The organism is Pseudomonas sp. CBZ-4, from assembly GCF_000346755.1.
In the GTDB taxonomy this organism is placed as follows: domain Bacteria; phylum Pseudomonadota; class Gammaproteobacteria; order Pseudomonadales; family Pseudomonadaceae; genus Aquipseudomonas.
The window spans coordinates 1-26,694 of sequence record NZ_ANNV01000052.1; the positions used below are offsets into that span (position 1 = coordinate 1).

Genomic DNA, 26,694 nt, shown 5'->3' on the forward strand with positions numbered 1-26,694 from the left:
GCTTGTGTGGGAGCTGGCTTGCCTGCGATGCAGACACCTCGGTCCACCAGCAATACAGAGGCGATGCTATCGCAGGCAAGCCAGCTCCCACAGTTGATCTTCGTATGATCACACCCTCGCTTTGCGTAGAATGCGACGCCTCATCATATGGACCGTCTCAACCCAGGAGGGGTAACGCATGCAACCCGACACCACGATCAAGCGCTTGACGCTCAAGGACCAACTGCGCACCGAGCCTTCCAAGGCCTGGGCGCCGGTAGAACAAGCCTTCGCTTATCTTGCGCTGATGACCCCCATCCTGTTGTTGGCCGAGTACTTTGGCATCACCGACACGTTCAAGATGAACCTGCTCGTTGGCGGCGCCCTAGGTGCAGTCATAGGCTCGACGTTCAACTTCTTCAGCAGCATGGCACTGTCCCAATGGAACGTACCCGGCCCGGTCGATACAGAGGCCGTGCGCAGCGCCATGCTCGCCCTGAAATACGTCGAAAGACAGCCGGGTGTGTACCAGCCGAAAAGGCCGCTGTTCAGCCTGTTTCATCGTTACCAGTCCGAGCGCATCACCCTGCAAGTCATGGGCGGCGACACGCTCATCAACGGCCCCTACAAGCAGTTGAAACAGCTCTCGGCATTGGCCCCCGATGGCGCACAAACCCCAGCATCCGATCACACGCCACCCACGGTGCAAGGCTGATGGGTTGTCGAAGATCAACGGCGCTCAGGACATGAAATTTCGCATCAGCTTGAACAGATTGCCGGGCTTGAGCCAGCGCGTGCCTGGCGCGTCACGGCGGTCCGCGCTGAAGTCCATGACGGTATGCTTGGGCGACTCGCGACCAAGAGTCGGTGGCGCCTGATCGTCAGGGCGGGCGGCTGGCTCGATCAGCCGGCCGGTGGTTTTGTCCAGCACATAGCCGGCGGCTTTGCCTTTTTCGGTAAGCGTCCAAACGCCGTCGACGTTCGTCACATGCGCTTCGAAAGGGGGGAGTTTCACGTTCCTGTGGGTGGTAACCACAACATTGTCGTTGATGCTGATTGACTTGTAGGACGCGAATTTGCTGTCGAGTGAGACTTGTGCGGCGCCTTCTGCGGAAAACTTGATCACCATCTGCTCTAGGAAAGCCAGGTCACTGGTATTTTTCAACGCCCCGTAACCAGGATCGAGAAAGTGCCGCAGAAAGCCCTGGTCGATAAGCGTGCTGCTGATCGCCGAGCCGTTCAAGATGCGTGAAGCGGTGGCTGCATCCTCTGCCTGGAAGTCTACCGTAACCATGTACCCCTCCAGGTCGTACCCCTTGCCGTTATTGGCATTCAGGAGCTGGCGGCCATCGTTGTGATGTCGATAGTCACCCAGCAAACCGGCCACGTTATCGACATTGCGCAAATCTGCACCTTGCGCCTGCGCATACGCGTACATTTGCGACAGCAATTCACGATCATCTCGGGTGAGAAAATCATAAGCACTTTGACTCATGTTGAGCATGGTCATTGGAGCTTTGGCAACTGGGGGCTCGACACCAAGAAACAAGCGGGAGACCATGATCTCCCGTCCACTGGTAGATACATCGGCAGTATTTGCAGTGCCAGACGCGGCTGAAGCTTGCAGCTCTTTCCACGCGGCGCGCCGCTCGTTGATGGTAAAGGAGCCCCCCTCGTCGCGGGCAATCAGATTCAGTTGGTCGCGCGCGAGGCCTTTGAACGGATTGCTATCAGCACCGCCGATGAAGCCGGTAGCTTGCCGAGCCCGGGCTAGAAGCTCTGCCCCCTCGGAATCAGATTGTGCTTTGTTGGCGAGATAGGCTTCTGCGGCAAGTGTGTCGCGGGCTTCCTTATGAGTGTCGCGGGCTTCAGCCCGTTCTGCCGCCTCGCTAAGTTGGCGGGCCAGCGTTGACAAAGTGCTGACCGTACCCGTGTCTCCCTCGGTGTTTGAGGCATTGCTTTCAGCGTCCATAGGCAGAGGCGTGCGGGCAGCACTAGAGGGAACGCTTGCCAAGCGACTGTCCGCTAGAGAAAACCGCGTAACAACAGTATTCATAAATACCCCCCATGCCCCATACATACACACGAGAATTTAAAATGATCAACTAATAGCTATAGTGATAAGTCACCGAATCCTTACCGGCTGGATAAGCAAGTCGTGCACCACCATCCTTTACATGATGTTTTATTGTGACCGATGCGCCACTACCGAACGGCAGATCATCGAAATCATGCAACGTACCCGACATACTCGGCCAGATCGGCCTGCAATTGTTTTCCAGGCCCTGGAAGGGACGGAAATAGCAAAGTTCTACTTTCTCATCGAGCGTTTGAGGGTAGGAGGTTGTGCGCCACTCGACACCCCGCAACTTCATTGAGCGTCCGGCTGTCGCATCCGGAAAATCCGTATTGCGCAGACCAAAAAAAGATAAGCCCGTACCACCAATTGATATTACGGCAATAACATCCGGCGCATTGGTCTTAGTGATCGTCGCGTCCACCGCATAAACTGCACCATTGAAGGACCACAACGCAGCCACTAGAAAACCAAGCCGGTACTTGCACGGATAAACCATTAGCCTCTTCATGATTATCACCTTAGCGTCAGGAGTTAATACACAAGAATCAAATCAATCAAACTGTAAGAACTACGCCACCACTCTTGCACGAATTAACAACCACCAACACCCACCCACTTCCTAAAATAACGAACGACAACTCCGTCATCCTTAAAAGTAGGATCACGCCAGAAACATCCTAGTCCCCTGCCCCCTCTACCAAAACCGCCGATTTCCAGTCATCATCCGCGCCTCACTTTCAAGGACGATAACAACAGTGAAAAACGCCCTTTGCGCCTTGCTCTTGATTGGCCTCGCCACACCCGCACTCGCCGACAACGCCCCCATCGGTTTCCAGAACATCACCCTCCCCGACGCGCAGAACAACCGCCCGTTGCAGATGGTCGTCTGGTACCCCGCCAACACCAAAGCCACACCGGAATTGATCCGCGACGATGCCGTGTTCTACGGCGCCCTCGCCGTACCCGACGCGCCGCCTGCCAGCGGCAAACATCCGCTGGTGGTGATGTCCCATGGCAACGGCGGCAATTGGGGCAACCAGCTGTGGCTGGCCAGTGCGCTGGCCCACAAGGGCTACATCGTCGCGGCGGTCAACCACCCCGGCACCACCAGCAAAGACCGCAGCCCTGAAGCCGCCGCGCAATTGTGGCAACGGCCCAAGGACCTGAGCCGCGCCATCGATGCAGTGCTCGCGCAACCGCAGCGGTTTGGCGCAGTCGCCCCGCAGCGGATTGCCGCCATCGGGCACTCCCTCGGTGGCTGGACCGTGCTGGAGATCGCCGGCGCGCGCTTCGACCCCGCGCTGTTCGCCAAGGATTGCGCGGCCCACGTGCAACTGTCTGGCTGCATCGCCTATCAAAAGATGAACCCCGACAGCACCCAGATGGCCGCCGATTTGCGCGACAAGCGCGTCACCGCCGTGGTGTCCCTGGACCTGGGCCTGTCACGCGGCATGACCGACGCCAGCCTCGCCGCACTGCCGGTGCCGGTACTGGTGCTGGCGGCCGCGGCGAACGGGCCGGACCTGCCCGCTGAATTGGAGTCTGCGGACCTGGCCAAGCGCCTGCCCAAGGCATCGACGCAGTACTTGAAGATCGACGACGCCACCCACTTCAGCTTCATGGCGATCTGCAAGCCCACGGGCGAGGCGCTGATCGAAGAAAGCTCGCCCGGTGACGGGATGATTTGTCACGACGCCCAGGGCGCGCGGCCACGGGAAGTGATCCAGCAGCAGGTTCTAGGGTTGATCACCGACTTCCTCGCACGACCTGCTGGCAAGTAACCACGGAGCGGCTTGATCGGCAGGAGGAACCATGGACAAGACCAACGCCACGCCCTTCGCCTACCAAGCCGTCTACCGCTACCTCGTCGAGTTGATCGAGACCGCCCCGGCGCAAGGCGTGCATAAGCTGCCATCCCTGCGCCAACTGGCCCAACGCCTGGGAGTGTCGGTCTCGACCACCAAGTATGCCTATGCGTTGCTCGAAGATGAGGGACGCATCTGCGCCAAGCCCAAGCAGGGTTACTTCACGCGGTTGCTGCCAGCGGTTGCCGCGAATCAAGGCTCGCCCAGCCTGCTAGACCAGGTGTTCGCCAGCGCCCGCCAGCCGGGCATGCTGGCCCTGAGCAGTGACGCGCCGGCCATGTTGCTGTCGCTGGAAAATCCGTTGCTGATGATCGAGCGCGAACGGGCTCGCCACTACCCGCGCTCACCCAGCCCGCTCTTCCTGCCGTTCGGTGAAGCCGAATTACGCGCGGCACTGGCCGAGCGCTATACCCGCTCCACAGACGACTACTGGCAGGCGGATCAGGTGTACATCGGCGCGGACCTGCACAGTGTGCTGGCGTTGTCGCTGCGCGCGCTGAACCTGGAGGGCAGTGTGGCGTTGGTGGAATCGCCCTGCTCGTGGGCGATCCTGCGCCAGTTGCAGGCGGCCCAAATCCGCGTGATCGAGGTGCCGCTCGACGCTGACGGGCGCTTTGACCTCGGCGCACTGGATGACCTGCTCAACCATGAACCCATCCGCCTGGCCGTGCTCTCCTCGACGGTGAACACACCCCACGGCAGCGTGACGCCGGCCGAGGACAAGCAACAGATCTGTCACTGGCTGGCGCAACGGGCGATCTGGCTGTTCGAAAACGACACGTACGGCGAGCTGTACTTCACCGCGCAACCGGCCCGCTACCGCGACTTTGCCGACCCACAGAAGCTGCTGGTGTTCTCCAGCTTCGACAAGATCATCGGCGCGGAAGCCCCCTACGGTTACGTGCTGTGTCGCGGGTATGCGCCGCAGTTGCAGCAGCAGTTCCGGGAGCGGGCATTCCGCCTCTCGCCGAGCCGCCAGAAAGCCATCGCCAAACTGTTCAGCACCCGGCGTTTCGACCTGCATCTACAGGCCCTGCGCACCCTGCTGATGGAGCACATGACGCGCCTGCGCAACCTGCTGGATGAACACGGCGCGGGCCAGTTCCATGTGATTGCGCCGCAAGGTGGCGCGTGTTTCTGGTTGGAGGCCACGCATCCGGTCGACATGCGCCACATGTTCGAACGCCTGCTGGCCCAGCACATCGTCATCGCCCCGGGGGAACTGTTCAGCCAACACGGCGCCTGGAAACATCACCTGCGCCTGAGCTTCACCCTCGACTGGAGCAAGGATATTGCCCGCGCCGTGCAGCACCTGTCCCAGGCCATCCGTCACAGCCCATAACAATGCCGCGCCTCGGGGAAACGACCATGGCGCACGTCGTCGGCATAGCGCGCGCAGGCATCGCGGATCACCGCGCCCACATCGGCGTACTGCTTGACGAAGCGCGGCACCTGCTCACCGCCCAGGCCCAGCAGATCTTCCGTGACCAGCACCTGACCGTCGCAAGCGGGTGAAGCGCCAATGCCAATGGTGGGCATTTTCGAGTCCCGGGTGATCTGCCTGGCCACACCTTCGGCCACCCCTTCCAGCAGCAGGCTGAAGGCCCCGGCCTGCAGATTTGCGCGCGCATCCTCGGCAATCACCGCAGCGGTTTCGGCCGTGAGGCCCTGGGCCTTGAAGCCACCCATCACGTTGACGAACTGCGGCATCAAGCCCACATGGGCCATCACCGGAATGCCGCGTGCCACCAGAAACTCCACGGTGCCCGCCAACGCCTGGTTGGCCTCCAGCTTGACCGCATCGCACCCCGTGCGCGCCAGGACCTGGGCGCAATTGCGAAAGGCTTGCTCGTTGGATTCCTGGTAACTGCCGAACGGCATGTCGGCGATGACACAGGCCAGGCGCGTGCTATCGACCACAGCACGGGTGTGGCCGATGATTTCTTCGAGCTGCATGCTCAGGGTCGATGGCCGGCCGTAACCGACCATGGCCGTGGAGTCGCCGATCAGGATGAAGTCCACCAGCGGGTCGATCAGCGTGGCGACCGCGCTGGAATAGGCGGTCAAGGACACGATTTTCTGCTGGCCCTTCATCGCTACCAGTTGCGGGACGGTCATGCGTTTGGTGCGGGTGTGGATGCTCATCGATGTCTTCCGTTAGCGCTTGAGATTCAGGCGTTGCGGGGCCCGATTATTGGCGAAACCAGAGGCGATTCAATGCACAGATCGGCGCTAAAAACCGACCCAGGGAAACGGCCACGGTTTTTTTAGCTGGTATCATTCGCGCCTTCACCCGTCGGATAAAACCCCATGAATCGTCAGAAAAAACTGCAACAACTGTTCAAGGCCAAAGCCAAGAAAGCCAGCGCCAAACTGGCGCCCAAATCCAAGGACAAATACATCAGCAAAGCCGACCGCCTGAAGCTGGCTGAAGAAGCCGCCCCGGCTGCGGAACAGGAGTGACCCAAGCCGCTTGGCAGCACGCCTTGTTATAGGGGGGTGGGGTATGCAATGATCGACCCCATCATAGGTAGGGGGGGTATATCCATGGGCCACGTATCGGCAAACAAAGACAGCCTGATCAAGCGGGTAAAACGTATCGCCGGGCAGATCCAGGCCCTTGAACGCGAGCTGGAAGCAGACGCCGACTGCGCCAAGACCCTGCACCTGGTCGCCGCCACCCGTGGCGCGATCAACGGCCTGATGGAAGAAATCATCGAAGACCACGCCAGGGCCCACGTGGCCGACCCGGCCCTCTCCGAGGAAGCCCGCAGCAAGGGCGTCGAAGAGCTGCTTGAAGCCATTCGGCGCTACTCCAAATGAGCCTCGCCAACAGCCATGCCCACGCCCATGTGTTCCTCGGCGCCTCCCACGATGAAAATGCCCGGCGCACCCTGTGGGTCGTGCTGCTGACCGTGGTGATGATGGTTGTGGAAATCGCCGCCGGCGCCATCACCGGTTCCATGGCTCTGCTCGCCGACGGTTTTCACATGGCCACCCACGCCGGCGCCTTGGGCATCGCCGCCGCCGCTTACGCCTATGCCAAACGGCACGCGAACAGCCCGCGCTACAGCTTCGGCACGGGCAAGGTCGGCGATCTCGGCGGCTTTGCCTCGGCGCTGATCCTGGCGCTGGTGTCGCTGGGGATTGGCGTGGAGTCGGTGATGCGCCTGCTCGACCCTGCCGAGGTGCAATTCGGCACCGCCACCCTGATCGCGGTGGTGGGCCTGGTGGTCAATATCGTCAGTGCGCTGCTCCTGGGCCACGGCCATAGCCACGCACATGACCACGACCATCACCATGGCCACGACAACAACCTGCGCTCTGCCTACGTGCACGTGATCGCCGACGCCCTGACCTCCGTGCTCGCCATTGCCGCATTGCTGGCCGGGCGTTACCTGGGCTGGGTGTGGCTGGACCCGGTGATGGGCATTGTCGGCGCCATCGTCATTGCGCGCTGGGCCTGGAGCCTGATGGGTGTGACTGCTGGCGTGCTGCTGGACCGCACCGACGAGCACGTCGCCGCCGAGATCCGCGAGTTGGTTGAGCAGCCTGGCGATGCGCGGATCACCGACTTGCACGTCTGGCGCGTAGGGCCTGACGCCCATGCGGCGATTGTCAGCGTGGTGGGCGGTGCGACGACGGATGCCGAGGGCATTCGCGACCGCCTCAAGCCGGTTCACGAAGTGAGCCATCTCACCGTCGAGTTTCGCGCCGTGTAACAACGGCCACTTATTCCAACCCCTGGTGAAACCTTGGCTAAAGATATCGAGAACCCCTGCATCTCCACCTGTCAGCTCAGCGGCGATCTCTGCGTCAGCTGCGGGCGCAGCAAGGACGACATCCGTAAATGGAAAAAGATGAAACGCCCGGAGAAAATGGCCGCCGTGCAACGGGCGACCCAGCGTTTGAAGGCGCTGAAAAAGGCCAAGTAGCTGTCAGGTACGTCCTACCGAACCCGACACCGGAAGGTTGCCGAGCAACTTGAGCCCGGTGCTTTTCACAAAGGTGTCGTAGTCCATCGGCTTCTGGATGCGGGTTTCGGCGTTGGGCAGCACGTAGGCCCAGGCACGCTTGGACGAGGCGTCGTAGACCAACTTGAACAGGCGCGTCGGCACCCACACCTGGTTGTCGCCGATGGTGCTGTAGCCGGCGTCGAACAGCGGGCCGGTGAACACATACACGTCGCCACCGGCACGCACGGCAAACTTGCGCACATCCGCCTCGACCTTGCTCCAGATCTTGCGGTTGTTGGTGGGGTCTTGCGGCACCATGTTCGACAACGCAAAGGACTGCGCCATGGCATTCGCGCTAGGCGCGTCGGCGGCTGGGGATTGGTGGCCACGGTCCACGGCCGGGTGCTGGCTGCGGTAGTCGCTCAACTCGGCGCGGCCACGTTTGGGAATGCGCGGGTCGGCGTAGAACTGGTTGGTGCGCTCCTCGCCCTTGGCGTCTTTCAATTGCGCGGCATTCAGCCGCTCGACCACCACCAGCGGGGTCTTGCTGGTTTGCGAATAGAGCACTGCAAAGTGATCGGAGCACAGCGCCAGGGGTTTCATGGCGGCAGGCACCGTGGCGGTGTTGATCGGCTTTGCGGCGGGAAACAGCTCGGTGCAACTGTCGAATGACAGCTGTTTTTGTTGCTTGGTGTAGAGGTCTGACTGACTGCGGGCATTAACCCCGGTAGAAAGCAAAACAAGGGCTGACAGCCCAACGGCAATTTTGCGTAGGTACATGCGTTAAGTCTTCAAAAGAGTGTCAAGCGACAGGCTCCGGCCAGCGGAGCCAAGTGGATGATATTGCAGGGATTACTGACTACAAGATGTCAGATTAGTGCCCGACCGCTGCAGGTTTTCCCGCACCCCGCGCGCCCGGCTTGAATCCATGGCTGCGAGCGCCCCAGGCCAGCGCAAATGACAGCGCGATCAGTAGCAGCATCGCCCACGGAAACGACGTCGCGCCCCAGGTCTCCAGCAACACCCCGCCTGCCACGCCGCTGGCGGCAATCGCGCTGTTCCACGCCACCACATTCAGCGACAGCGCGACGTCAGCGCCCTCTCCCGCCGCATCGGCCAGGGCGGTTTGCAACAGGGTCGCGGCACCGCCGAAGCTCAGGCCCCACACGGCGACGCCGAGGTAAATCACCTGGGGCAGGTTTCCGAGCAGACCCAAGAGCACGCTGACCGCTGCAAACGTCGCCAGGCTGGTCAGCACCGTGTTGCGCAACAACGGCTCGACCAACCGGGCCGTCAGCCAAATCCCCGCCAACGCGGCCACCCCGAACACCAGCAGCACCCCATCCACCCGCTCCGCCAGCCCTGCTTGCGCCACAAACGGGGCGATGTAGGTGTACAGAATGTTGTGCGCCAGCATCCAACTGATCACCACCGCCAGCACCGGCCGCACGCCCGGCGTGGTCAGCACCTGGCCCAGTGACACACGCTGATGCGCGGCCTGCGGGGGATAGTCCGGGACCTTCACCAGCACCCAGACGATCAGCCCCAACGTCAGCGCCGACATCAATCCGAACGTGGTGCGCCAGCCCATCAGCCCACCCAGCCACGTGCCCAGCGGTACGCCTAGCGACAGCGCGATCGGCGTGCCGACCATCGCCAGTGCCAGCGCCCTGCCCTGCTGATGCGGCGCGACCATGCGCCGGGCATAACCGGCCAACAGGCTCCAGGCCAATCCTGCCGCGACACCGGCAAAGAAACGCGCCACCAGGGTCACGCCATAGTGGGACGACAGCGCCGTAACGGAGTTGAACAGCAAGAAGCCAACAATGGTCAGCAACAGCACATTCCGCCGACGCCAACCACGGGTCGCAATGGTCATGGGGATCACCGCGAGCACCGAGCCCAACGCATACGCGGTGACCATCTGCCCGGCCATCGCCGGAGAAATCGCCAGACCCTCGCTGATCAAGGGCAGCAGGCCTGCGGGCAAGGTTTCGGTGACGATGCAGATGAAACCGGTCATCGCCAAGGCGAGCAAGGCACCGATGGGCAGGCGTTCGGATGACGCGGATAGACTGAGTGAGGGGGTCACGGGCAACTCCTTTGAGGGACTTAAATACTGATCGATACAAATGTTGCGGGCGCTGACCGCGCGTTGTCAACGACTTATGTATCGACTAGTATTTATCTCGCTTCCCCACTGGAGACCGCAAATGGCACAAATGGGCCGCCCCCGTAACTTCGACCGCGACCACGCCGTGGAACAGGCCATGCACCTGTTCTGGCAACACGGCTACGACGCCACTTCCCTCGCCCAGCTCAAGGCGGGCCTGGGTGGCGGCATCTCCGCGCCGAGTTTTTACGCCGCGTTCGGCTCCAAGGAAGCCCTCTTCGACGAATGCGTGCAGCGCTACCTGGCGACCTACGCCCAAGTTACCGAGTGCCTGTGGGACGAAACCCTGCTGCCGCGCCAAGCCATCGAGACCGCCCTGCGCCAGTCGGCGCGTATGCAGTGTGAAGACGGGCATCCCAAGGGCTGTATGGTGGCGCTTGGCGTCATGAGTGCACCGAGCCCCGACAATGCACGCGTGGCGCAGGCGCTGACGCAATCGCGCATGCGTACGCGCGCCGGGATCGTGGCGAACGTAGAGCGCGCGATCCGCAGCGGGCAGTTGCCACCGCAGACTCAGGCCGTGGTGATGGCGACGGTGTTTGACAGCTTTTTGCAGGGCGTTTCGATCCTCGCGCGCGACGACGTGCCCCATGCCGTCATTGACGCGGCGATTACCCAACTGCTGGTGACGTGGGACGTTGCAGCCTCGGTTGTGGCGCCGCACATCGAGCGGTGCTGATGACCTGAAAATAGGCCCGCACCGCCAAACAGACGCCTCCAACACACTGGCAGACGGTAAAAAATCAGCAGGCCCTTTGCCACCTCTATATAGTAACGCTTCGCATTAAGCGGATTACCCAAGGAGCGCGCGCCCTCATACAGAGTTCGCACGTCATCGTTCAGAAGGATCTTTATGCAAGGCTTTACTCTCTTCCCGACACGCCTTTTGGGTGTGCTGGCCGTAGTCGCTTGCGGTCTGTTCACTGCACAAGTGCAAGCCGACGACACCGACCACTCGCTCACCCTCGAAAAAAACACCCAGTCTTATGTGGTCAACGCCGACGGCAGCTTTGTGCTCGACGTGGAAATGATCGCCAAGGTCAATGAAGAGCGCGCAATCAAATTGCACGCCCAGCGCCCCCTGGCCTTCAACCGCACACTGGAAACCCTGAAGGTCGTCGAGGCCTACACCCAGAAAGCCAGCGGCCGCAAAATCCGCGTGCAACCCAAGCAGATCAAGGAACAGCAGGAGCAGGCGTCGGCGGATGCGCCGATGTTCCAGGATTCGCGGGTCAAAGTGGTGATCTTCCCCGATGTGGCCGTGGGCGATCGCCTGGTCTTGCGTTATCAACGCCAGCGCAACAAGCCGTTGTTTCCCCAGCAGTTCGAAGACATGAACGCGCCGGACTTCTACCACACCGAGCAGACCAGCTATTCCTACGATATGCCGGCGAACATGCCGCTGTACGCGGACGCCAAAGGCTACAAGGCATCCACGCCTGCAGCGGCCCCCGGACGCAAGATCTATCGCTGGGACCTGCAGCCCACCGAGAAATCCCGTATAGAAAACGGCGCTGTCGCCTACACCGACTATGGGCAATTCATGGCCGTATCGACGTTCGCCAACTACCAGCAATTTGCCCAGGCCTACGCCAGCCGTGCTCAAGTCGAAGTGACGCCCGCCATCGCCCAATTGGCCAAGGAACTTACCGCCCACCTCGACACACCCCGCAGCAAAGCGCTGGTGTTGAGTGACTGGGTGCGTAAAAACATTCGCTACGTCGCCGTGTACGTCGGCGCCGGCGGCGTGGTGCCACACCCGGCGCAGGCCGTGCTGGACAACCGTTACGGCGACTGCAAGGACCATGTCGCCCTGCTCGAAGCCCTGCTCAAGGCCGTGGCCATCGAAAGCTCGCCCGCGCTGATCAACTTCGGCAACGCCTACGCCCTGCCAACCGTACCGACGCTGGGTCTGCTCAACCATGCCATCACCTACGTGCCAAGCCTGGACCTGTACCTGGACTCCACCGCCACACCGCTTGCGGCCGGCTACCTGCCGATCCCGGAACTGGGCAAACCGGTGCTGCTGACCCAGACCGGTGTGCTGGAACGCACACCGATCAGCCAACTGAACAAGGTCGATAACACGCTGACATTCAACGTCGCCGACAGCGGTGCCGCCGACTTCAACAACACCTCCACCGTGGAAGGCTGGGGCGCGGAGTTCAATCGCTTCGTGTTCAAATCGATGCCCCCCGCCGACATGAAACAACTGACGCAGCAAATCCTCAGCATGTACGGCCAGTCCGGTGGTGGCGAGGTCGAAAGCGACACACTGGAAGGCAACGCGCCGACCTTCAAGTCTGTGATCAAGGGCCATACCGACAACCTGGTCAACCTGCCAGGCCCCACCGGCGTGCCGACTTTCTCCAGCCTCGCGGGCGGTATTTCCCAGAACGTGTTTGCGTTTATGGCCGAGCAAGAGCGCACCCAGAACTTCATCTGCCTCTCCGGGCAAATCTCGGAGCAGGCACGCTTCGACTTCCCCAAGACGGTAAACATTCTGGCGGTGCCCAAGGCGGTGTCGCTCAAGCAAGGCGGCTTCGATTACCAGGCCACCTACGCCCAGGACGGCAACGGCGTCGTGGTTACCCGCAGCTACCAGTTCAACCACACCGACGCGCAGTGCAGCCCGCAGGATTTCATTGCGATGAAGCCGGCGATTGAAGGGATGGTCAATGATCTGAAAAGTCAGGTGATTGTGCAGACGCTGTAAGGGCTTGGTTCACGCGCGATGGACGTCGCGCGTGAATGGCCGGGGCAAATCCAAGGCAAAAAAAAGCCTGCATCTCTGCAGGCTTTTCTCTATCTGGCTCCACGACCTGGACTCGAACCAGGGACCCAATGATTAACAGTCATTTGCTCTACCAACTGAGCTATCGCGGAATGCGCCGTATGTTACTGATTAAAAAGAAGAAGTCAAGCACTGCGAGAAATTAAAGCGGATCAACGGGTAAAGGTGCCTGCTCTTTGGCCAGGTCCAGCCAGGCCCGTGCAGCTGGCGGCAGGTGGGCGCTGGCGCGCCAGGCCAGGGCGATGTGCCAGTCGGTGTGGGGTTCGTCCAGGGGGATCAGGGCGATGCCGGCGTGTTGGTGCTTGTGCGCCAGCATGCGCGGCAGGAAGGCAACGCCCAGGCCGGCGGAGACCAGGTCGACGATAAAGTCGATCTGCCCGCTGCGGGCGGCGACGCGCGGGGTGACGCCTTTGCGTTCGCAGGCGGCGAGGATCTTGGCGTTCAGGGCGAAGCCGGCTTCGAACAGGATGAAGGGTGAGTCGGCAAGGTCAGTGAAGTCGATGCGTGTGCGTCGCGCCAGCGGGTGGTCCACCGGCAACACGGCCATCAAGGGTTCGTTGCGCACCGGCTGGTAGTCAAAGGCTTCATCCACCGGCAGCAGCAGCGCTGCCAGGTCGACCTCCCCCGCTTCCAGGCATTCCCGCAACTTTTTGCTGCCGTATTCGGTGAGTTCGATTTCAATGTCGGGATAACGTCGACGGTAGGTCGCAAACATCGCCGCGAACAGCACGCCACACCCCACCGGAGGCAAGCCGATGCGCAGCACGCCACGCTTGAGGCCGCGCAAGTCGTTGATCTCGGCCAGCAGGTCGTTGTGCTCGGCGAGCAAGACCAGGGCGCGGCGGTAGGTCATTTCACCTGCGGCGGTCAGCTCGTTGCGGTGCCCGAGACGGTTGAGCAGCGGCATGCCCAGTTCGTCTTCCAAGGTCTTGACCGCTTTGCTGACCGTGGATTGCGTCAGGGACACCACCTCAGCGGCCTGGGAAAAACCGCCCTGGCGCACGACTTCGACAAAGGTGCGCAGCGTTCTGAGGTTCATCGGTATTCCTTTTGCGACTGGGCACTAGTTGAAAAAGTTGTTTTTATCATGCCAGAGCTTTGCTTATCGTGAACCCCCTTTTACCTGTGGAGTTCACGCTGATGATCATTTCGTCCGCTTCCGATTACCGTGAAGCCGCCCGACGCAAGCTGCCGCGCTTTCTGTTCGATTACATCGACGGTGGCGCCAACGCTGAGCACACGATGCGTGCCAACGGTTCGGACCTGGCGAATATCAGCCTGCGTCAACGCATCCTGCGCAATGTCGACAACCTGAGCCTCAAGACCACCTTGTTTGGCCAAGAGCTGGCGCTGCCGGTGATCCTCAGCCCAGTGGGCCTGACCGGCATGTATGCGCGTCGTGGCGAAGTGCAAGCGGCCAAGGCGGCGGCGAACAAGGGTATTCCCTTCTGCCTGTCCACCGTGTCGGTGTGCCCGATTGAAGAAGTGGCCGCGCAAAGCCCGCAGGCGATCTGGTTCCAACTCTATGTGCTCAAGGACCGCGGCTTCATGCGCAACGCCCTGGAGCGGGCGCAAGCCGCCGGGGTCACCACGCTGGTGTTCACCGTGGACATGCCCACGCCAGGCTCACGCTACCGGGATGCGCACTCGGGCATGTCCGGCCCCTTCGCCGCGTCGCGGCGCATGCTGCAGGCGGTCACCAAGCCGCAATGGGCTGTGGATGTCGGGTTGCTGGGCCGCCCCCATGATCTGGGCAACATCTCCAAATACTTGGGCAAACCCACCCATCTGGAAGACTACATCGGCTGGCTGGCCAACAACTTCGACCCATCGATCAGCTGGAACGACCTGGAGTGGATCCGCGATTTCTGGAAGGGTCCGATGATCATCAAGGGCATCCTCGACCCGCAGGACGCCAAGGACGCCGTGAGTTTCGGCGCGGATGGCATCGTGGTCTCCAACCATGGCGGCCGGCAACTGGACGGCGTGCTGTCCACCGCCAAGGCACTGCCGCCGATTGCCGAGGCCGTCGGTGATGACCTGACGGTATTGGTGGACTCGGGCGTACGCTCCGGGCTCGACGTGGTGCGCATGCTCGCCCTCGGGGCCAAGGCGTGCCTGCTGGGACGCTCCACCGTCTACGCCCTGGCCGCCGACGGCCAGCACGGCGTGGAAAACCTGCTGGATATCTTCGCCAAGGAAATGCGCGTGGCCATGACACTGACCGGCGTGACCTCGATGGATCAGATCGACCACACGACATTGGTGAGCCAGTAGCCAAATAACCGGCGCCACTATTTGAATTCGCACTCGAGTGCCAATTACAGCCGTTTGATTTAAAAGGATTTTTATAAAAATAAAACATTTGGCATGAATCTCGCTCTAACTCTTTTCAAGCAGGTTAGGCGATGACAAGACGTGTGGCAGTGCCCAGGGGTTATAACCCTCTGCAAAGCGGTTTAAACTGTTTCCAATGTTTTACAGAGCTGAGGGAACAGTACAACGCATGGCACTCGCCACTCTTATCGAGCCTGTAAGACAGTTAAGTGCTTAGAGGCTGATCGTTTATGAAAACACCGACCCAGACCCACGCCATCGACTTCGACAGTGCCAAGTTGCAACGCCTGGGTTTCGGTCAACCGTCCGTTCTGGCCCGCCGCCCCACCACGGTCGCCCAGTTGCGCCAGCAGTTGAGCATGCACTTGCAGACCAGCCTGGAGCCCGAACGCATCCTCGGCCTGTTCTTTCGCGAGATCCAGCGCCTGGTCCCCCTCGATGCCCTCCAGTACCGCCACGAAGCCAGCGACCTGCGCCTGGAATTCGGCCATCGCGGTCATCATTCGGTGAGCTACGCATTGAGCCATGAAGGTGAGCATCTGGGTGAGCTGGTGTTCCGCCGCAACCAGCGCTTGCAGGAAGAAGAACTGGGCCAGCTCGAATCCTTGCTGGCCACCCTGCTCTACCCGATGCGCAACGCCTTGCTTTACCGCGCAGCCACCCGCAGCGCCCTGCTCGATCCGCTGACGGAAACCGGCAACCGCATCGCCATGGACCAGACCCTGCAACGGGAAATCGACATGGCCCGCCGGCACCTGACCCCGCTGTCCCTGCTGATGCTGGACATCGATCACTTCAAGGTCATCAACGATACCCACGGCCACACCGCCGGCGACAGCGTGCTGCGCGCCGTGGCGCTGGCCATCAAGAACCAGCTGCGCAACGTCGATATGGTGTTCAGGTTTGGCGGGGAAGAGTTTCTGATCCTGCTGTCCAACACCGGCCGGGATGCGGCGGCGATGGTCGGCGAGCGCCTGCGCCAGGCGACACAGGCCCAGGATTATTGGGCGGACGGGGAAAGAATCGAACTGACGGTAAGCCTGGGTTGCTCGACCCTGCTGGCCGCAGAATCGGCCGAAAGCCTGCTGCGCCGGGCCGACAGCGCCTTGTACGTGGCCAAGCGCGAAGGTCGCAACCGCTTGGCAATGGCGGGGTAAACCCCGCCACCACGGGTCACATCACGCTTCGCTGGCGACGCGCACCTGGCGCTCACGCACCACCGCTGGCGCTTTCTCTTTCTCCAGGCGCATGCAGCTTTCCAGGAACAGGTACATGTAGTCGTAGCTCTTGCACACGGCCTGGCGCAGCTCTGCCTGCAGGGCCTTGGTCGGGTTCATGCCGGCCAGGGTGCAGATGATTTCCAGCGCTTCCCACGGGTGGGCGTCATCGTACTGGGCATGCATCTTCAGCCACTTCATGGCGCGCTTGCGGTCTTCCTCGGGGAAGGCGGCGGCGTAGACACCGGTCGAGCACACCACGGCAGACCACTCCCCCGTCGCCCCCTCGATGGCGTAGTTGGTCGCGGCCACGGCCACGATCAACGAGTCGGCTGAGCTGGTGTGCCAGCACCAGTGGCTCAAGGCGTGCAGTTCCGGCGGGACGTTCTGCGCCTGCAACTCCTCCAGGCTCACGCCATGGGCACGCGCCCAATGCACCCAATAATCGGCGTGGTTCAACTCCACGCGAATATTGCGCATCAGCCACCGCCGCGCCATATCCTCCCCAGGATGACGGGCAAACTTGGTCTTGGTGAGGTTCTGTGCCATGTACAAGGCAAACTGTTCAACCACGGGCCAGCCACCGATCAAGTAGTGGCGCATGGTCTTGGCGCTGAGCGTGTTATCACGCATGCGCTGGTACAGTTCGTGTTCGACAACGCGACGCTTGCTCTCGCTACAGTCCTGGATCAATTGCTGCGCCCAGGCGGGGTAACTCGAGGCTTCCATTAGCGGGCCGGTTCTGTTGAATGTGTCGATCACTATAAGGCTCCTTTTTAAGTGTGATAGTACAGACCAGCAGAGGTTTCAGCGGAATGTGCCGGGCGCCTTGAACAACAGAGGCTGCGGCCGCACAGGTCGACACTGCAAGCTGTCAAAGGTAAACAATTGCGGGCGCTCGATCAGATAGCCCTGAGCGTAGTCCACACCTATCTCAAGTAGAGCCTGTTCGATATGGGGTGTTTCAACAAATTCGGCAATTGTGCGCTTACCCATGACGTGGCCGATGTGGTTGATCACTTCGACCATGGCGCGGTTAATCGGGTCGTCCAGCATATCCTTTACGAAACTTCCATCGATCTTCAGGAAGTCTACAGGTAAATGTTTGAGATAAGCGAATGAGGACATTCCGGCACAAAAGTCGTCGAGGGAGAAGTGACAACCTAACGCTTTGAGTTCATTAATAAAGCGAATAGCGCTGCCCAGATTGGCAATAGCGCTGGTTTCGGTTATTTCAAAACAGATCATCGCCGGTGGAATACTGTAAGCGGCGAATTTCTCGCGTAAAAAACCGAGAAAGTCGTCATCGCCAATCGTAATGCCTGACAGATTGATCGCACACATCGCCATCGGCCGCCCCGGACGCTCGCGCATGCAGTTGGCGATGATCTTGAACACGTTCTCCACCACCCAACGGTCCAGCGACGTCATCAGGCCGTAACGCTCAGCGGCCGGAATAAAGCTGTCGGGCAGAATGATGCGCCCCGCTTCATCATGCAGGCGCAGCAGGATCTCAATATGGCCAGTGCCGCCATCGGTATGCCCCAGGGGTGAGATTTCCTGGGCGTACAGGCAGAAGCGGTTTTCCTCCAGGGCCATGTGCAAGCGCTGCACCCAGGCCATCTCGCCGAAACGCAGGGACAGCTCCGAGTCATCGGCATGGTAGACCTGCACCCGGTTGCGGCCCTTTTCCTTGGCCATGTAGCACGCCATGTCCGCCGCCCGCAGCGAGGTCTCCAGGGTGGTCGGCACGTGGGAGATATGCACCAGGCCAATGCTCACGGTGGTCATGAACGGCCGGCCCTTCCACACAAAATGCAGGCTTTGCACGGTATGGCGCAGGCTCTCGGCGATTTTCTCCGCCACGGGCGCCGGGCAGTTTTCCAGGAGGATGCCGAACTCATCGCCCCCAGCCGGGCCAAGGTGTCGCCTTCGCGCAGGTCCGATTGCAGCAGCGCACAGATATGCCGCAGCAACTCATCGCCGGCCGCATGCCCGCAGGTGTCGTTGACCAGCTTGAACTGGTCCAGGTCGAGGAACATCAATGCGTGCCGTGGGTTCTGCTGGCGCCCGACGTGATGCAACACCTGCTCCAGGCGGAACTCGAACTCGCGCCGGTTGGCCAGGCCGGTCAAGGCGTCGTGGGTGGCCTGCCAGGACAGGTTGGCGATGTACTGGCGCTCCTGCGTCATGTCGTGCAGCACCAGCACCGCACCACTGACCTTGCCAGCGCTGCGGATCGGCGCACCGACCAGCGTCACCGAGACCGTGCTGCCGTCCAGGCGCTGGATCAGCTTGGAATGTTCGCTGCCACCACTGAGCTGGCCCTTGATGATGTGTTCGATCAGGGTAAAACCATCGGGCTCGGCGTTTTCATCCAGCAGATTGAACAGCGCAGCCAGCGGCAGGCCCTGGGCCTGGGCCGATTTCCAGTGGGTCAACGCCTCGGCCGCCGGGTTCATATAGGCGATGGCACCGTCAACGTCGGTGGTGATCACGCCATCGCCAATCGACTCCAGCGTGATCTGCGCCCGCTCCTTTTCCGCCTGCAGCGCGTCGGCGAACGCATGGCGCTGGGTCAGCAGCTTGCGCGTACGCAACAGCGCCAGCGCGATCAGGCCCAGGGCCGTGGCCAGGTTGGTGGTCAGCAGCAGCCGCAGGATCATCCGCGAGCCTTCACCCAAGGCATCGCTGAAGGCCTTGGCGGCAGGGGTCACGCCGTCGTTGATTGCAATGATGCGCGCCTTCCATTGTCGCACGTCATTGGCGCTGACGTGATCTGACAGGATCGAGCGGTGCATCTCCTGGGCCAGGTCATCCAGTTGCACCAGGTAGCCGTCGCCCACGGTCCACAGTTCGATGGCTTTTTCCAGGTAGCTGAAATGACGGAAGTTGAGGTACAGCCAGATCAGGCTGGAGACATCATCGGGATGGTTGCCGCCCTTGAGGATGCCCTGGCGGGCTGCGGCGATATCGGGGGTGGCATGGTCGAGGGCGATGCGCAACTCATGGCCGCCCTGGGGCACGGCGATGGCCTGCTGGTACTTGAGGAACGTGGCTTCGTCGCGGTTATCGGCGTAGAGGGTGAGGTAGTAGATGGCGTCCTTCTGGCCCTTGGACCACAAGCTTTCGCCTGCTACGTAGCCGCGCACTGCTGAAAGCACGTAGAGACTGACGCAGCCCAACAATGCCTGGAACAGCACGACGGCGATAAAGGGCCACACAATGCCCAACAGCCGAGGCGTTCCGAGAGTCCGCTTTTGCTTCATGAAGTCCCTTGCACATGCACTGCTTGATACGCACGCGAACATCCGCTTCCGTTAGCACAGCCCAGTTCAAATCAACGTACTTGTTGCAAATGCCCATAGAGCTTGGCGTACAACCCACCCTCGGCAATCAGCTGCTGATGGTCGCCATCCTCGGCAATGTGACCGCCGTCAAACACTAACACTCGATCTGCCTGCTTAACCGCCGACAAGCGGTGGGCGATGATCAGTGTAGTACGCCCACTGAGAAACCGCGCCAGCGCCTGGTGCAGGTTGTACTCGGTGGCCGCGTCGAGGGCCGAGGTCGCCTCATCGAGGATCACCACTTTCGGCTCCGCCAAGACCATGCGCGCAATCGCCAGGCGTTGCCGCTGCCCACCGGAAAAACGTACGCCGGAACGCCCCACCACACTGTCCAAGCCCATCGGCAGAGCCTTGACGGTAGCATCCAGCTGGGCAATTTCCAGTGCCTGCCAGCAGGCTTGATCGCTGCGGGTACGGCCCATGGTCAGGTTGGCGCGCACGGTGTCGTTGAACAAGGCTGGGTGTTGCAGCACCACGGCGACGTTCTCGCGAATGGTCTCCAGGCCGATTTCCTGCTGGGTTGCCCCGCCAAAACGAATACTGCCGGCCTGCGGCGTATAGAGCCCGAGCAACAGTTGCACCAGGGTACTTTTGCCGCCACCGCTGGCACCGACAATCGCGACCTTCTCCCCCGGCGCAATGGCCAGGTTCAACTGGTCGAGCACCAGGTCTTCGCCGTAGCCGAAATCCAGGCCGCGCACTTCGATACCCACGGTTTCCTGCCCGATGAACGGGTCTTCCCCCCCGGCGTATTGCGGTTCGTCGGCCCGCGCCAGCAGCTCGTTGATCCGCGTCAGCGCGCCGCCCGCCGCGTAGTAGGCGTATTGCAGGTTGAGCAGTTGCTCCACCGGGCCGATCATGAACCACAGGTAGCTGAACACCGCGAGCATCTGGCCGATGGACAGGTCGGAAAACAACACCGTGAGCATCGCCGCCGCACGGAAGATGTCGATGCCGAACTGGAACAGCAAGCCGCTGGCACGGCTGGAGGCGTCGGTTTTCCATTGTGAGTGGATCGCGTAGTCACGCACTTCCTGGGCACGCTGGCCCAGGCGCCCGAGGAAAAAGCCCTGGCGGTTGCCGGCGCGCACTTCCTGGATGGCATCGAGGGTTTCGGTCAGCGCCTGGGTAAACCGCGAGGTGCTGTCGTTCTCCAGTTTCTTCAGGTGCTTGACGCGCTTGCCCAACTGCACGGTGGCGTAGATCACCAACGGGTTGAACAACAGGATCAGCAACGCCAACTGCCAGTGCATCCACACCAGGATCGCCGAGGTGCCGACCAGGGTGAGCATGGCCACGAGGAAGCGGCTGAGGGTTTCACCGACAAACTTGTCGAGGGTGTCCAGGTCGGTGACCAGGTGCGTGGTGACCGTGCCGCTGCCCAGGCTTTCGTATTCACCGAGGGAAATGCGCTTGAGCCGTTCGATCAGGCGTACGCGGATGCGATAGACGATGTCCTTGGCCAGCCGCGCAAACAACCGCGCCTGCACCACGTTGAACACCAGCGCACCGCAGCGCAGGCACAAGGTCACCAGCAGCATCAGGCCGATGTAACCGGCGGCTTTCTGCCAGCCCAGCGGCAGCGCGTGGTTCATCACCTTCAGCGCGGCATCACCGTGGCCCAGCAGGACTTCGTCCACCAGCAAGGGCAATAACAACGGAATGGGCACGCTGCACAGCGTCGCCAGCACGGCGACGCCATTGGCGATCCACAGGGATTTCTTGTGACGCAGGGCCAGGCGGCGAATTTCCGCCCAGGTCAGCCGATCAGTGCGTTGAGCGGGTTCATGCACAGGTTGCTCGCTCCAGCCATCGGCCCAACAGCGGCGACAGCTCGGACAGCGGCTGATAGCCGTTGGTCAGCAACGCCAGCTGACCATTGCGCTCGGCCAGCAGTGTCGGGAAACCGGCGATGCCCAAGTCCTGCACCCAGGTGAAATCGGCGGCGGTCGCGACGTGCTGCTCGGCACGGTCGAACGCGCCGGCAAACTCGATACGCGGGATGCCCGCCTGCTCGGCCAGCTCCACCAGTACGCTGGCGAGGGTCACGTCGCGGCCCTCGACATAAAAGGCACGCTGGATCAGCCCGAGCAAGGTCCACGCACAATCCGGCGCCAGGCTGCGTGCGGTGACGATGGCGCGGCACGCAGGCTCGGTGTCGTAGACAAAACTGTCGGGCAAGGCGCCTTCGCGCTTGAACGGCTGGCCGGTGGCGTCGGTGACGGCCTGCCAGTGTTCAAGGATGTAGCGCCGGGTCGTCGGCTCCAGCGCCGCACCGCTGCCGGTGCGCAAGCCGCCCACCACCAGGTGCACGTCCACACCGCCAGCGCGGGCCTGCTCCACCAGCGCTTCGGCCACCGGGGCGAACCCCCAGCACCAGGAACACATCGGGTCCATTACATAGAGCAGGCGCGCGGACATGGCTCAGGCCTCGGAAGGTGATTGCTTGTAGTTGAAGCCAATCGGGTGCGGCATATTGCGGGCCTTGGCCAGTTCAATCTGCTTCTGCCGGTCGATTGCGCTACGGCGGGTCTTCTCCGGCAGCTTATCCCAGCAATGTGGGCAACTGATGCCCGCCACATAATGCTCGGACGCGCGGTCTTCAACGCTGATCGGTGTGCGGCAGGCATGACATTGATCGTAGTCGCCTTCGCTCAAGTCGTGGCGCACGGTCACGCGATTGTCGAAAACAAAGCAGTCGCCCTGCCACTTGGTTTCTTCCTGCGGCACCTCTTCGAGGTACTTCAGGATGCCGCCCTTGAGGTGGTAGACCTCATCGAAGCCTTCGCTGAGCATGTAGCTCGACGCTTTCTCGCAACGAATGCCGCCGGTGCAGAACATGGCGACTTTCTTGTGCTTGGCCGGGTCGAAGTTGGCTTTGATATAGTCGGGAAATTCGCGAAAACTGGTGGTTTTCGGGTCGATTGCGCCTTCAAAGGTGCCGATCGACACTTCGTAGTCGTTGCGGGTATCGATCAACAGCACTTCCGGGTCGCTGATCAACGCGTTCCAATCCTGCGGATCAACGTAGGTGCCGACTTTCTTGTTGGGATCGACGCCTTCGACGCCCAGGGTCACGATCTCTTTCTTCAGCTTGACCTTGGTGCGGTAGAACGGCTGGTCGTCGCAGTACGACTCTTTGTGGTCGATATCGACCATGCGTGGGTCGTTCTTCAACCAGGCCATCAGGCCGTCAATGCCTTCGCGGCTGCCGGACACGGTGCCGTTGATGCCTTCTTCGGCGATCAGCAAGGTGCCTTTGATGCCGTTATCGACCATCGCCTGCAGCAGTGGCTCGCGCAGGGCGACGTAGTCTTCGAGGGTGACGAACTTATACAGTGCCGCCACGACAATCGGTTGAGTCATGGGTGTTCTCTCCAGGTGGCTACCCTCGTAAAGGGTGAACCGGATGCAAAAAAAACGCGCCGGCTAAGCGGCGCGTTGCGGATTCTATCAGGGATAACCCGTCAATGTCCGCCAGCGCAGGTCGGCGAGGCCGGGGCTGCGTCGATTTTCGCCCATTCTTCAGGCGTGTAGGTATGCAGCGCCAGCGCATGAAACTCGCTCATCAGGTCACCCAGGGTGGCGTAGACCGTCTGGTGGCGCTTGACGCGATTAAGCCCTTCGAACTGCGGGCTGACCAGCACGGCCTTGAAGTGGGTCTGCAACCCACGGCTGTGCATGTGGCTTTCGTCCTGCACGCTCAAATGCTGCGGGCTCAAGGCGGCGAGCGCCGTTTCGATACGCTGTTGCATGGTCATTCCTGCTTACTTCTTCTTGGCCGGTGCGGCGGCTTTGGGTGCCAGCTCGTTGGTCATGTCATCCAACAGCTTGTTCACCACCGGCACGGCGCTTTCCAGCTTGGCCTGGGTCATCTGGGCCGATTGCTGGGTCAGTTGCGGCATTTTTTCCAGGACTTTCTTGCCCAGTGGCGACTGGTAGAAGGCGACCAGGTCCTTGAGTTCGGATTCGCTGAAGTTGGTGGTGTAGAGCTTGACCATGTCCGGCTTCAGCTTCGGCCAGCCGATGGCCTGGTCCAGGGCTGCGTTGGCCTTGGCCTGGTAGCTGTCCAGTACGGACTGCTTGGCGGCAGGCGCCTTGGTCTGTTCGAAACGCTGGGCGAACATTTGCTGCACTTGCATGTACACCGGGGTACCCAGCTTGTCGGCATGGGCCAGGGTAAGGAAGGCTTCGGCACTGGCGTTGTGGCTGGCGGTATCGGCAAGAACCTGGCCGCTGGCGCAAACCAGAGCAACCGCGGTACAGATGGCACGAAGACGAGTCATCGAGTTTCCTTTTCTAGCAGGCGAGGTAAGACCCCAAGGGCGCCCATTCTGCGCCTAAAAAACCTCGCGGCTCAACCCCGGGGCTTGCCGGGCAAAGATTGACCGATGAAAAGTCTTTCCAGGGAACCCAACAGGCCAATCACGACCTAAACTGCGCAAACCGTTATCAAGGAGAGTGCCCGATGAGCCGTATCGAAACCGACAGTCTGGGAGAAGTCCAAGTCCCGGATGACGCTTACTGGGGCGCACAGACCCAACGCTCGCTGGTGAATTTCGCCATCGGCGAGCAACGCATGCCCCTGCCGGTATTGCACGCCCTGGCCCTGATCAAAAAGGCCGCCGCACGGGTCAACAGCCGCAACGGCGACTTGCCCGCCGATATCGCCCGCCTGATCGAACAGGCCGCCAACGAAGTGCTTGCAGGCCAGCATGACGACCAGTTCCCGCTGGTGGTGTGGCAGACCGGCAGCGGCACCCAGAGCAACATGAACGCCAACGAAGTGATCGCCGGCCGCGCCAACGAGCTGTCGGGCAAACCCCGGGGCGGCAAGAGCCCGGTGCATCCCAATGACCATGTGAACCGCTCCCAGAGCTCCAACGACTGCTTCCCCACCGCCATGAGCATTGCCGCCGTGCAAGCGGTGCACCAGCGCCTGTTGCCGGCGATTGCCGCGCTGTCCGGCGGCCTTGCCGAACAGGCGGCGCAGCATATGAAGCTGGTGAAGACCGGCCGCACCCACATGATGGACGCCACGCCGATCACCTTCGGCCAGGAACTCTCGGCGTTTATCGCCCAGCTCGACTACGCCGAACGCGCCGTGCGCAGCGCCTTGCCCGCCGTGTGCGAGCTGGCCCAGGGCGGGACGGCGGTAGGTACCGGGCTGAATGCGCCCCATGGCTTTGGCGAGGCGATTGCCTCCGAGCTGGCGGCGTTGTCCGGTTTTCCTTTCGTCACCGCGCCGAACAAGTTCGCCGCCCTCTCCGGCCATGAGCCGCTGGTGACGCTGCACGGTGCGCTGAAAACCCTGGCGGTGGCGCTGATGAAAATCGCCAACGACCTGCGTTTGCTGGGTTCCGGCCCGCGTGCCGGGTTCGCCGAAGTCAAGTTGCCGGCCAACGAGCCCGGCAGTTCGATCATGCCAGGCAAGGTCAACCCGACCCAGTGCGAAGCGCTGTCGATGCTGGCCTGCCAAGTGCTGGGCAATGACGTGACCATCGGCATCGCCGCCAGCCAGGGGCATTTGCAGTTGAACGTGTACAAGCCGGTGATCATCCACAACCTGCTGGAATCGATCCGCCTGCTGGCCGACGGCTGCAATAACTTCCAGGAGCATTGCATCGCCGGCCTGGAGCCCGACGCCACGCAAATGGCCGAGCACCTGGAGCGCGGGCTGATGCTGGTGACGGCACTCAACCCGCATATCGGCTACGACAAATCCGCCGAGATCGCCAAGAAAGCCTACGCCGAAGGGCTGACGCTGCGGGAAGCGGCCCTGTCACTGGGCTACCTCACCGATGCCGAGTTCGACCAGTGGGTACGCCCGGAAGACATGCTGGGCACTTAAGACGCCATGCGTAACCGCCGGGCCTTGAGCCCGGCAATCAACGACGGCGCCAGCGCCACGGTCGCCGAACCCAGCACCACCACCAACGCCCCGGCATAGCCCAGGGCGTTGATGTCTTCAGCCTGCACAAAGTCTGGCCACCACCACGCCGCCAAGGCCACCGCGACAAAGGTCACCAACGGCGTGAGCGCCAGGGTCGCGCTGACCCGCGAGGCTTCCCAATGCGCCAGCGCCTCGGCAAATGCGCCGTAGGCCACCAGGGTGTTCATGCAGCAGGCCAGCAGCAACCAGCCTTGCAGCGGGCTCAGGTCCAGGGCTTCCAGCGGATGCGCCCACGGCGTGAGCAACACCGCGCAACACAGGTAGATCACCATCATCACTTGCAGCGAATTCCACACCGTCAGCAACTGCTTCTGGCCCAGGGCGTAGAACACCCAGATGGTGGTGGCCAGGAGGATGGTCAGCACGCCGGCGGTGTAAGCGCCAAGGGACGTCAGCAACTCCTCCAACCGCTGATTGAAGAACAAGCCAAAGCCACAGACCAGCACGATCAGGCCGACCACCTGCCCCAGGCTGAAACGCTCCTTGAACACAAACACGCTGGCGATCATCAGAAAGATCGGACCCATCTGCACCACCAGCTGGGCGGTGCCGGGGCTGAGCATTTTCAGGCCCACCAGGTACAGCACATAGTTGCCCACCAGGCCGCACACGGCCATGCCCACCAGCCAGCCGCCCTTGGGCCCCAGCACATTGAGACGGGGCAAGCGCTTGCTCAGCGCCAGGTAGACGAACAGGCAACCGCCGGCGACGGTCAGGCGAAACCAGGTGACGGTGATCGGGTCCATCACCTGCAGCACCTGCTTGAGTTTGATCGGCAGAATGCCCCAGAGCAGCGCGGTCAACAGGGTCAGGAGAAAGCCATAGACCCAGCGGCCGGAAGAGATGTGCATGAGTGCCCCAGAAGCCAGAGGAAGTGGAGCGGGCATTCTAGGGGGACGAAGGGGTACCTTGGCGAGCGATTTTTTCCAGCACACCACAAATCAAATGTGGGAGCTGGCTTGCCTGCGATGCAGACACCTCGGTCTTTCA

Annotated in this window: 25 protein-coding genes, 1 tRNA gene and 1 pseudogene; 12 read left to right on the forward strand and 15 right to left on the reverse strand. The window is 61.5% G+C overall.

Annotated features, from left to right (window positions below):
• Positions 1 to 178: 178 nt before the first annotated feature.
• A complete protein-coding gene (locus tag B348_RS0106770; RefSeq protein WP_017735384.1) occupies positions 179 to 694 on the forward strand; it encodes a hypothetical protein in 516 nt (171 codons plus the stop codon).
• Between the two features lie 24 nt (positions 695 to 718).
• Here the strand turns inward: B348_RS0106770 and B348_RS1000000130465 are convergent, their stop codons facing one another.
• Both B348_RS1000000130465 and B348_RS1000000131510 read right to left on the reverse strand, forming a co-directional pair.
• The gene (locus B348_RS1000000130465; RefSeq protein ID WP_157356482.1) at positions 719 to 2,035 is read right to left on the reverse strand and encodes a hypothetical protein; all 1,317 of its coding nucleotides are present in this window, start codon (positions 2,033 to 2,035) and stop codon (positions 719 to 721) included.
• A gap of 49 nt (positions 2,036 to 2,084) precedes the next feature.
• The gene (locus B348_RS1000000131510) at positions 2,085 to 2,567 is read right to left on the reverse strand and encodes a hypothetical protein (protein ID WP_157356483.1); all 483 of its coding nucleotides are present in this window, start codon (positions 2,565 to 2,567) and stop codon (positions 2,085 to 2,087) included.
• Between the two features lie 247 nt (positions 2,568 to 2,814).
• Here B348_RS1000000131510 and B348_RS0106780 point away from each other — a divergent pair, with 247 nt between their 5' ends.
• Positions 2,815 to 3,840: an alpha/beta fold hydrolase gene (locus B348_RS0106780; RefSeq protein WP_017735386.1), complete on the forward strand. Its 1,026-nt coding sequence runs from the start codon at positions 2,815 to 2,817 to the stop codon at positions 3,838 to 3,840.
• Positions 3,841 to 3,871: 31 nt separating this feature from the next.
• Positions 3,872 to 5,266 (forward strand): PLP-dependent aminotransferase family protein, encoded by a 1,395-nt coding sequence (locus B348_RS0106785; RefSeq protein WP_017735387.1) that lies wholly within the window; start codon positions 3,872 to 3,874, stop codon positions 5,264 to 5,266.
• Here B348_RS0106785 and panB read toward each other — a convergent pair.
• Complete coding sequence (gene panB, locus B348_RS0106790) at positions 5,254 to 6,069, reverse strand: 3-methyl-2-oxobutanoate hydroxymethyltransferase (RefSeq protein WP_017735388.1); 816 nt, start codon at positions 6,067 to 6,069, stop codon at positions 5,254 to 5,256. The genes B348_RS0106785 and panB overlap by 13 nt on opposite strands.
• A gap of 165 nt (positions 6,070 to 6,234) precedes the next feature.
• Between panB and B348_RS1000000130730 the strand changes: the two genes are divergently transcribed.
• From B348_RS1000000130730 to B348_RS0106810, 4 genes are all read left to right on the forward strand, one after another.
• A complete protein-coding gene (locus tag B348_RS1000000130730; RefSeq protein WP_017735389.1) occupies positions 6,235 to 6,387 on the forward strand; it encodes a DUF2986 domain-containing protein in 153 nt (50 codons plus the stop codon).
• An 84-nt stretch (positions 6,388 to 6,471) separates the two neighbouring features.
• On the forward strand, positions 6,472 to 6,747 hold the full coding sequence (locus tag B348_RS0106800; protein ID WP_017735390.1) for a metal/formaldehyde-sensitive transcriptional repressor: 276 nt from the start codon (positions 6,472 to 6,474) through the stop codon (positions 6,745 to 6,747).
• Positions 6,744 to 7,646, forward strand: a complete 903-nt coding sequence (gene dmeF, locus B348_RS0106805; RefSeq protein ID WP_017735391.1) for a CDF family Co(II)/Ni(II) efflux transporter DmeF — start codon at positions 6,744 to 6,746, stop codon at positions 7,644 to 7,646. Before B348_RS0106800 ends, dmeF begins: the two co-directional genes overlap by 4 nt.
• Before the next feature lie 33 nt (positions 7,647 to 7,679).
• A complete protein-coding gene (locus tag B348_RS0106810) occupies positions 7,680 to 7,859 on the forward strand; it encodes a DUF1289 domain-containing protein (protein ID WP_017735392.1) in 180 nt (59 codons plus the stop codon).
• A gap of 3 nt (positions 7,860 to 7,862) precedes the next feature.
• Here B348_RS0106810 and B348_RS0106815 read toward each other — a convergent pair whose 3' ends face one another.
• Both B348_RS0106815 and B348_RS0106820 read right to left on the reverse strand, forming a co-directional pair.
• The gene (locus B348_RS0106815) at positions 7,863 to 8,660 is read right to left on the reverse strand and encodes a DNA/RNA non-specific endonuclease (RefSeq protein ID WP_017735393.1); all 798 of its coding nucleotides are present in this window, start codon (positions 8,658 to 8,660) and stop codon (positions 7,863 to 7,865) included.
• A gap of 94 nt (positions 8,661 to 8,754) precedes the next feature.
• Positions 8,755 to 9,972, reverse strand: a complete 1,218-nt coding sequence (locus tag B348_RS0106820; RefSeq protein ID WP_017735394.1) for an MFS transporter — start codon at positions 9,970 to 9,972, stop codon at positions 8,755 to 8,757.
• A 121-nt stretch (positions 9,973 to 10,093) separates the two neighbouring features.
• On the opposite strand from B348_RS0106820, the gene B348_RS0106825 reads away from it, so the two are divergent.
• Positions 10,094 to 10,732: a TetR/AcrR family transcriptional regulator gene (locus tag B348_RS0106825; protein ID WP_017735395.1), complete on the forward strand. Its 639-nt coding sequence runs from the start codon at positions 10,094 to 10,096 to the stop codon at positions 10,730 to 10,732.
• A 174-nt stretch (positions 10,733 to 10,906) separates the two neighbouring features.
• Positions 10,907 to 12,769: a DUF3857 and transglutaminase domain-containing protein gene (locus B348_RS0106830; RefSeq protein ID WP_017735396.1), complete on the forward strand. Its 1,863-nt coding sequence runs from the start codon at positions 10,907 to 10,909 to the stop codon at positions 12,767 to 12,769.
• 94 nt (positions 12,770 to 12,863) lie between these two features.
• On the opposite strand, the gene B348_RS0106835 is transcribed toward B348_RS0106830, so the two are convergent.
• Positions 12,864 to 12,939 (reverse strand) — tRNA-Asn (locus B348_RS0106835).
• Between the two features lie 50 nt (positions 12,940 to 12,989).
• Positions 12,990 to 13,886 carry a LysR family transcriptional regulator gene (locus tag B348_RS0106840; RefSeq protein ID WP_017735397.1) on the reverse strand — a complete coding sequence of 299 codons (897 nt, stop codon included), beginning with the start codon at positions 13,884 to 13,886 and terminating at the stop codon, positions 12,990 to 12,992.
• A 101-nt stretch (positions 13,887 to 13,987) separates the two neighbouring features.
• On the opposite strand from B348_RS0106840, the gene lldD reads away from it, so the two are divergent.
• Both lldD and B348_RS0106850 read left to right on the forward strand, forming a co-directional pair.
• A complete protein-coding gene (lldD, locus tag B348_RS0106845) occupies positions 13,988 to 15,124 on the forward strand; it encodes an FMN-dependent L-lactate dehydrogenase LldD (RefSeq protein ID WP_017735398.1) in 1,137 nt (378 codons plus the stop codon).
• Positions 15,125 to 15,414: 290 nt separating this feature from the next.
• On the forward strand, positions 15,415 to 16,341 hold the full coding sequence (locus B348_RS0106850) for a GGDEF domain-containing protein (RefSeq protein WP_017735399.1): 927 nt from the start codon (positions 15,415 to 15,417) through the stop codon (positions 16,339 to 16,341).
• Positions 16,342 to 16,362: 21 nt separating this feature from the next.
• Here the strand turns inward: B348_RS0106850 and B348_RS0106855 are convergent, their stop codons facing one another.
• The 7 genes and pseudogenes from B348_RS0106855 to B348_RS0106885 form a co-directional block, all read right to left on the reverse strand.
• Entirely contained in the window at positions 16,363 to 17,163 is an 801-nt protein-coding gene (locus B348_RS0106855) for a TenA family transcriptional regulator (RefSeq protein ID WP_026136616.1), read from the reverse strand.
• 45 nt (positions 17,164 to 17,208) lie between these two features.
• Positions 17,209 to 19,670 (reverse strand): annotated as a pseudogene (locus B348_RS01000000129810) (EAL domain-containing protein).
• A gap of 71 nt (positions 19,671 to 19,741) precedes the next feature.
• On the reverse strand, positions 19,742 to 21,544 hold the full coding sequence (locus tag B348_RS0106865; protein ID WP_017735401.1) for an ABC transporter ATP-binding protein: 1,803 nt from the start codon (positions 21,542 to 21,544) through the stop codon (positions 19,742 to 19,744).
• Positions 21,537 to 22,139, reverse strand: a complete 603-nt coding sequence (locus B348_RS0106870; protein WP_177325316.1) for a DsbA family protein — start codon at positions 22,137 to 22,139, stop codon at positions 21,537 to 21,539. Before B348_RS0106870 ends, B348_RS0106865 begins: the two co-directional genes overlap by 8 nt.
• A gap of 36 nt (positions 22,140 to 22,175) precedes the next feature.
• Positions 22,176 to 23,117, reverse strand: a complete 942-nt coding sequence (locus B348_RS0106875; protein ID WP_017735403.1) for a rhodanese-related sulfurtransferase — start codon at positions 23,115 to 23,117, stop codon at positions 22,176 to 22,178.
• Between the two features lie 101 nt (positions 23,118 to 23,218).
• Entirely contained in the window at positions 23,219 to 23,512 is a 294-nt protein-coding gene (locus B348_RS0106880) for a BolA family transcriptional regulator (protein WP_026136617.1), read from the reverse strand.
• Positions 23,513 to 23,518: 6 nt separating this feature from the next.
• Positions 23,519 to 24,037, reverse strand: coding sequence for a DUF2059 domain-containing protein (locus B348_RS0106885; RefSeq protein ID WP_017735405.1), 519 nt, complete (start codon positions 24,035 to 24,037; stop codon positions 23,519 to 23,521).
• 182 nt (positions 24,038 to 24,219) lie between these two features.
• On the opposite strand from B348_RS0106885, the gene B348_RS0106890 reads away from it, so the two are divergent.
• On the forward strand, positions 24,220 to 25,602 hold the full coding sequence (locus tag B348_RS0106890; protein ID WP_017735406.1) for a class II fumarate hydratase: 1,383 nt from the start codon (positions 24,220 to 24,222) through the stop codon (positions 25,600 to 25,602).
• Here the strand turns inward: B348_RS0106890 and B348_RS0106895 are convergent.
• Positions 25,599 to 26,555, reverse strand: coding sequence for a DMT family transporter (locus tag B348_RS0106895; RefSeq protein ID WP_017735407.1), 957 nt, complete (start codon positions 26,553 to 26,555; stop codon positions 25,599 to 25,601). The two genes, B348_RS0106890 and B348_RS0106895, sit on opposite strands and share 4 nt — an antisense overlap.
• Between the last annotated feature and the right edge of the window lie 139 nt (positions 26,556 to 26,694).

What these genes read in the sequence shown, in the direction of transcription:
- B348_RS0106770 (WP_017735384.1), top strand. Translation starts at nt 179, where the DNA reads ATGCAACCCGACACCACGATCAAGCGCTTGACGCTCAAGGACCAACTG.
- B348_RS1000000130465 (WP_157356482.1), bottom strand. Translation starts at nt 2,035, where the DNA reads ATGAATACTGTTGTTACGCGGTTTTCTCTAGCGGACAGTCGCTTGGCA.
- B348_RS1000000131510 (WP_157356483.1), bottom strand. Translation starts at nt 2,567, where the DNA reads ATGAAGAGGCTAATGGTTTATCCGTGCAAGTACCGGCTTGGTTTTCTA.
- B348_RS0106785 (WP_017735387.1), top strand. Translation starts at nt 3,872, where the DNA reads ATGGACAAGACCAACGCCACGCCCTTCGCCTACCAAGCCGTCTACCGC.
- panB (WP_017735388.1), bottom strand. Translation starts at nt 6,069, where the DNA reads ATGAGCATCCACACCCGCACCAAACGCATGACCGTCCCGCAACTGGTA.
- B348_RS1000000130730 (WP_017735389.1), top strand. Translation starts at nt 6,235, where the DNA reads ATGAATCGTCAGAAAAAACTGCAACAACTGTTCAAGGCCAAAGCCAAG.
- B348_RS0106800 (WP_017735390.1), top strand. Translation starts at nt 6,472, where the DNA reads ATGGGCCACGTATCGGCAAACAAAGACAGCCTGATCAAGCGGGTAAAA.
- dmeF (WP_017735391.1), top strand. Translation starts at nt 6,744, where the DNA reads ATGAGCCTCGCCAACAGCCATGCCCACGCCCATGTGTTCCTCGGCGCC.
- B348_RS0106815 (WP_017735393.1), bottom strand. Translation starts at nt 8,660, where the DNA reads ATGTACCTACGCAAAATTGCCGTTGGGCTGTCAGCCCTTGTTTTGCTT.
- B348_RS0106825 (WP_017735395.1), top strand. Translation starts at nt 10,094, where the DNA reads ATGGCACAAATGGGCCGCCCCCGTAACTTCGACCGCGACCACGCCGTG.
- B348_RS0106830 (WP_017735396.1), top strand. Translation starts at nt 10,907, where the DNA reads ATGCAAGGCTTTACTCTCTTCCCGACACGCCTTTTGGGTGTGCTGGCC.
- B348_RS0106840 (WP_017735397.1), bottom strand. Translation starts at nt 13,886, where the DNA reads ATGAACCTCAGAACGCTGCGCACCTTTGTCGAAGTCGTGCGCCAGGGC.
- lldD (WP_017735398.1), top strand. Translation starts at nt 13,988, where the DNA reads ATGATCATTTCGTCCGCTTCCGATTACCGTGAAGCCGCCCGACGCAAG.
- B348_RS0106850 (WP_017735399.1), top strand. Translation starts at nt 15,415, where the DNA reads ATGAAAACACCGACCCAGACCCACGCCATCGACTTCGACAGTGCCAAG.
- B348_RS0106870 (WP_177325316.1), bottom strand. Translation starts at nt 22,139, where the DNA reads ATGTGTTCCTGGTGCTGGGGGTTCGCCCCGGTGGCCGAAGCGCTGGTG.
- B348_RS0106875 (WP_017735403.1), bottom strand. Translation starts at nt 23,117, where the DNA reads ATGACTCAACCGATTGTCGTGGCGGCACTGTATAAGTTCGTCACCCTC.
- B348_RS0106880 (WP_026136617.1), bottom strand. Translation starts at nt 23,512, where the DNA reads ATGACCATGCAACAGCGTATCGAAACGGCGCTCGCCGCCTTGAGCCCG.
- B348_RS0106885 (WP_017735405.1), bottom strand. Translation starts at nt 24,037, where the DNA reads ATGACTCGTCTTCGTGCCATCTGTACCGCGGTTGCTCTGGTTTGCGCC.
- B348_RS0106890 (WP_017735406.1), top strand. Translation starts at nt 24,220, where the DNA reads ATGAGCCGTATCGAAACCGACAGTCTGGGAGAAGTCCAAGTCCCGGAT.
- B348_RS0106895 (WP_017735407.1), bottom strand. Translation starts at nt 26,555, where the DNA reads ATGCACATCTCTTCCGGCCGCTGGGTCTATGGCTTTCTCCTGACCCTG.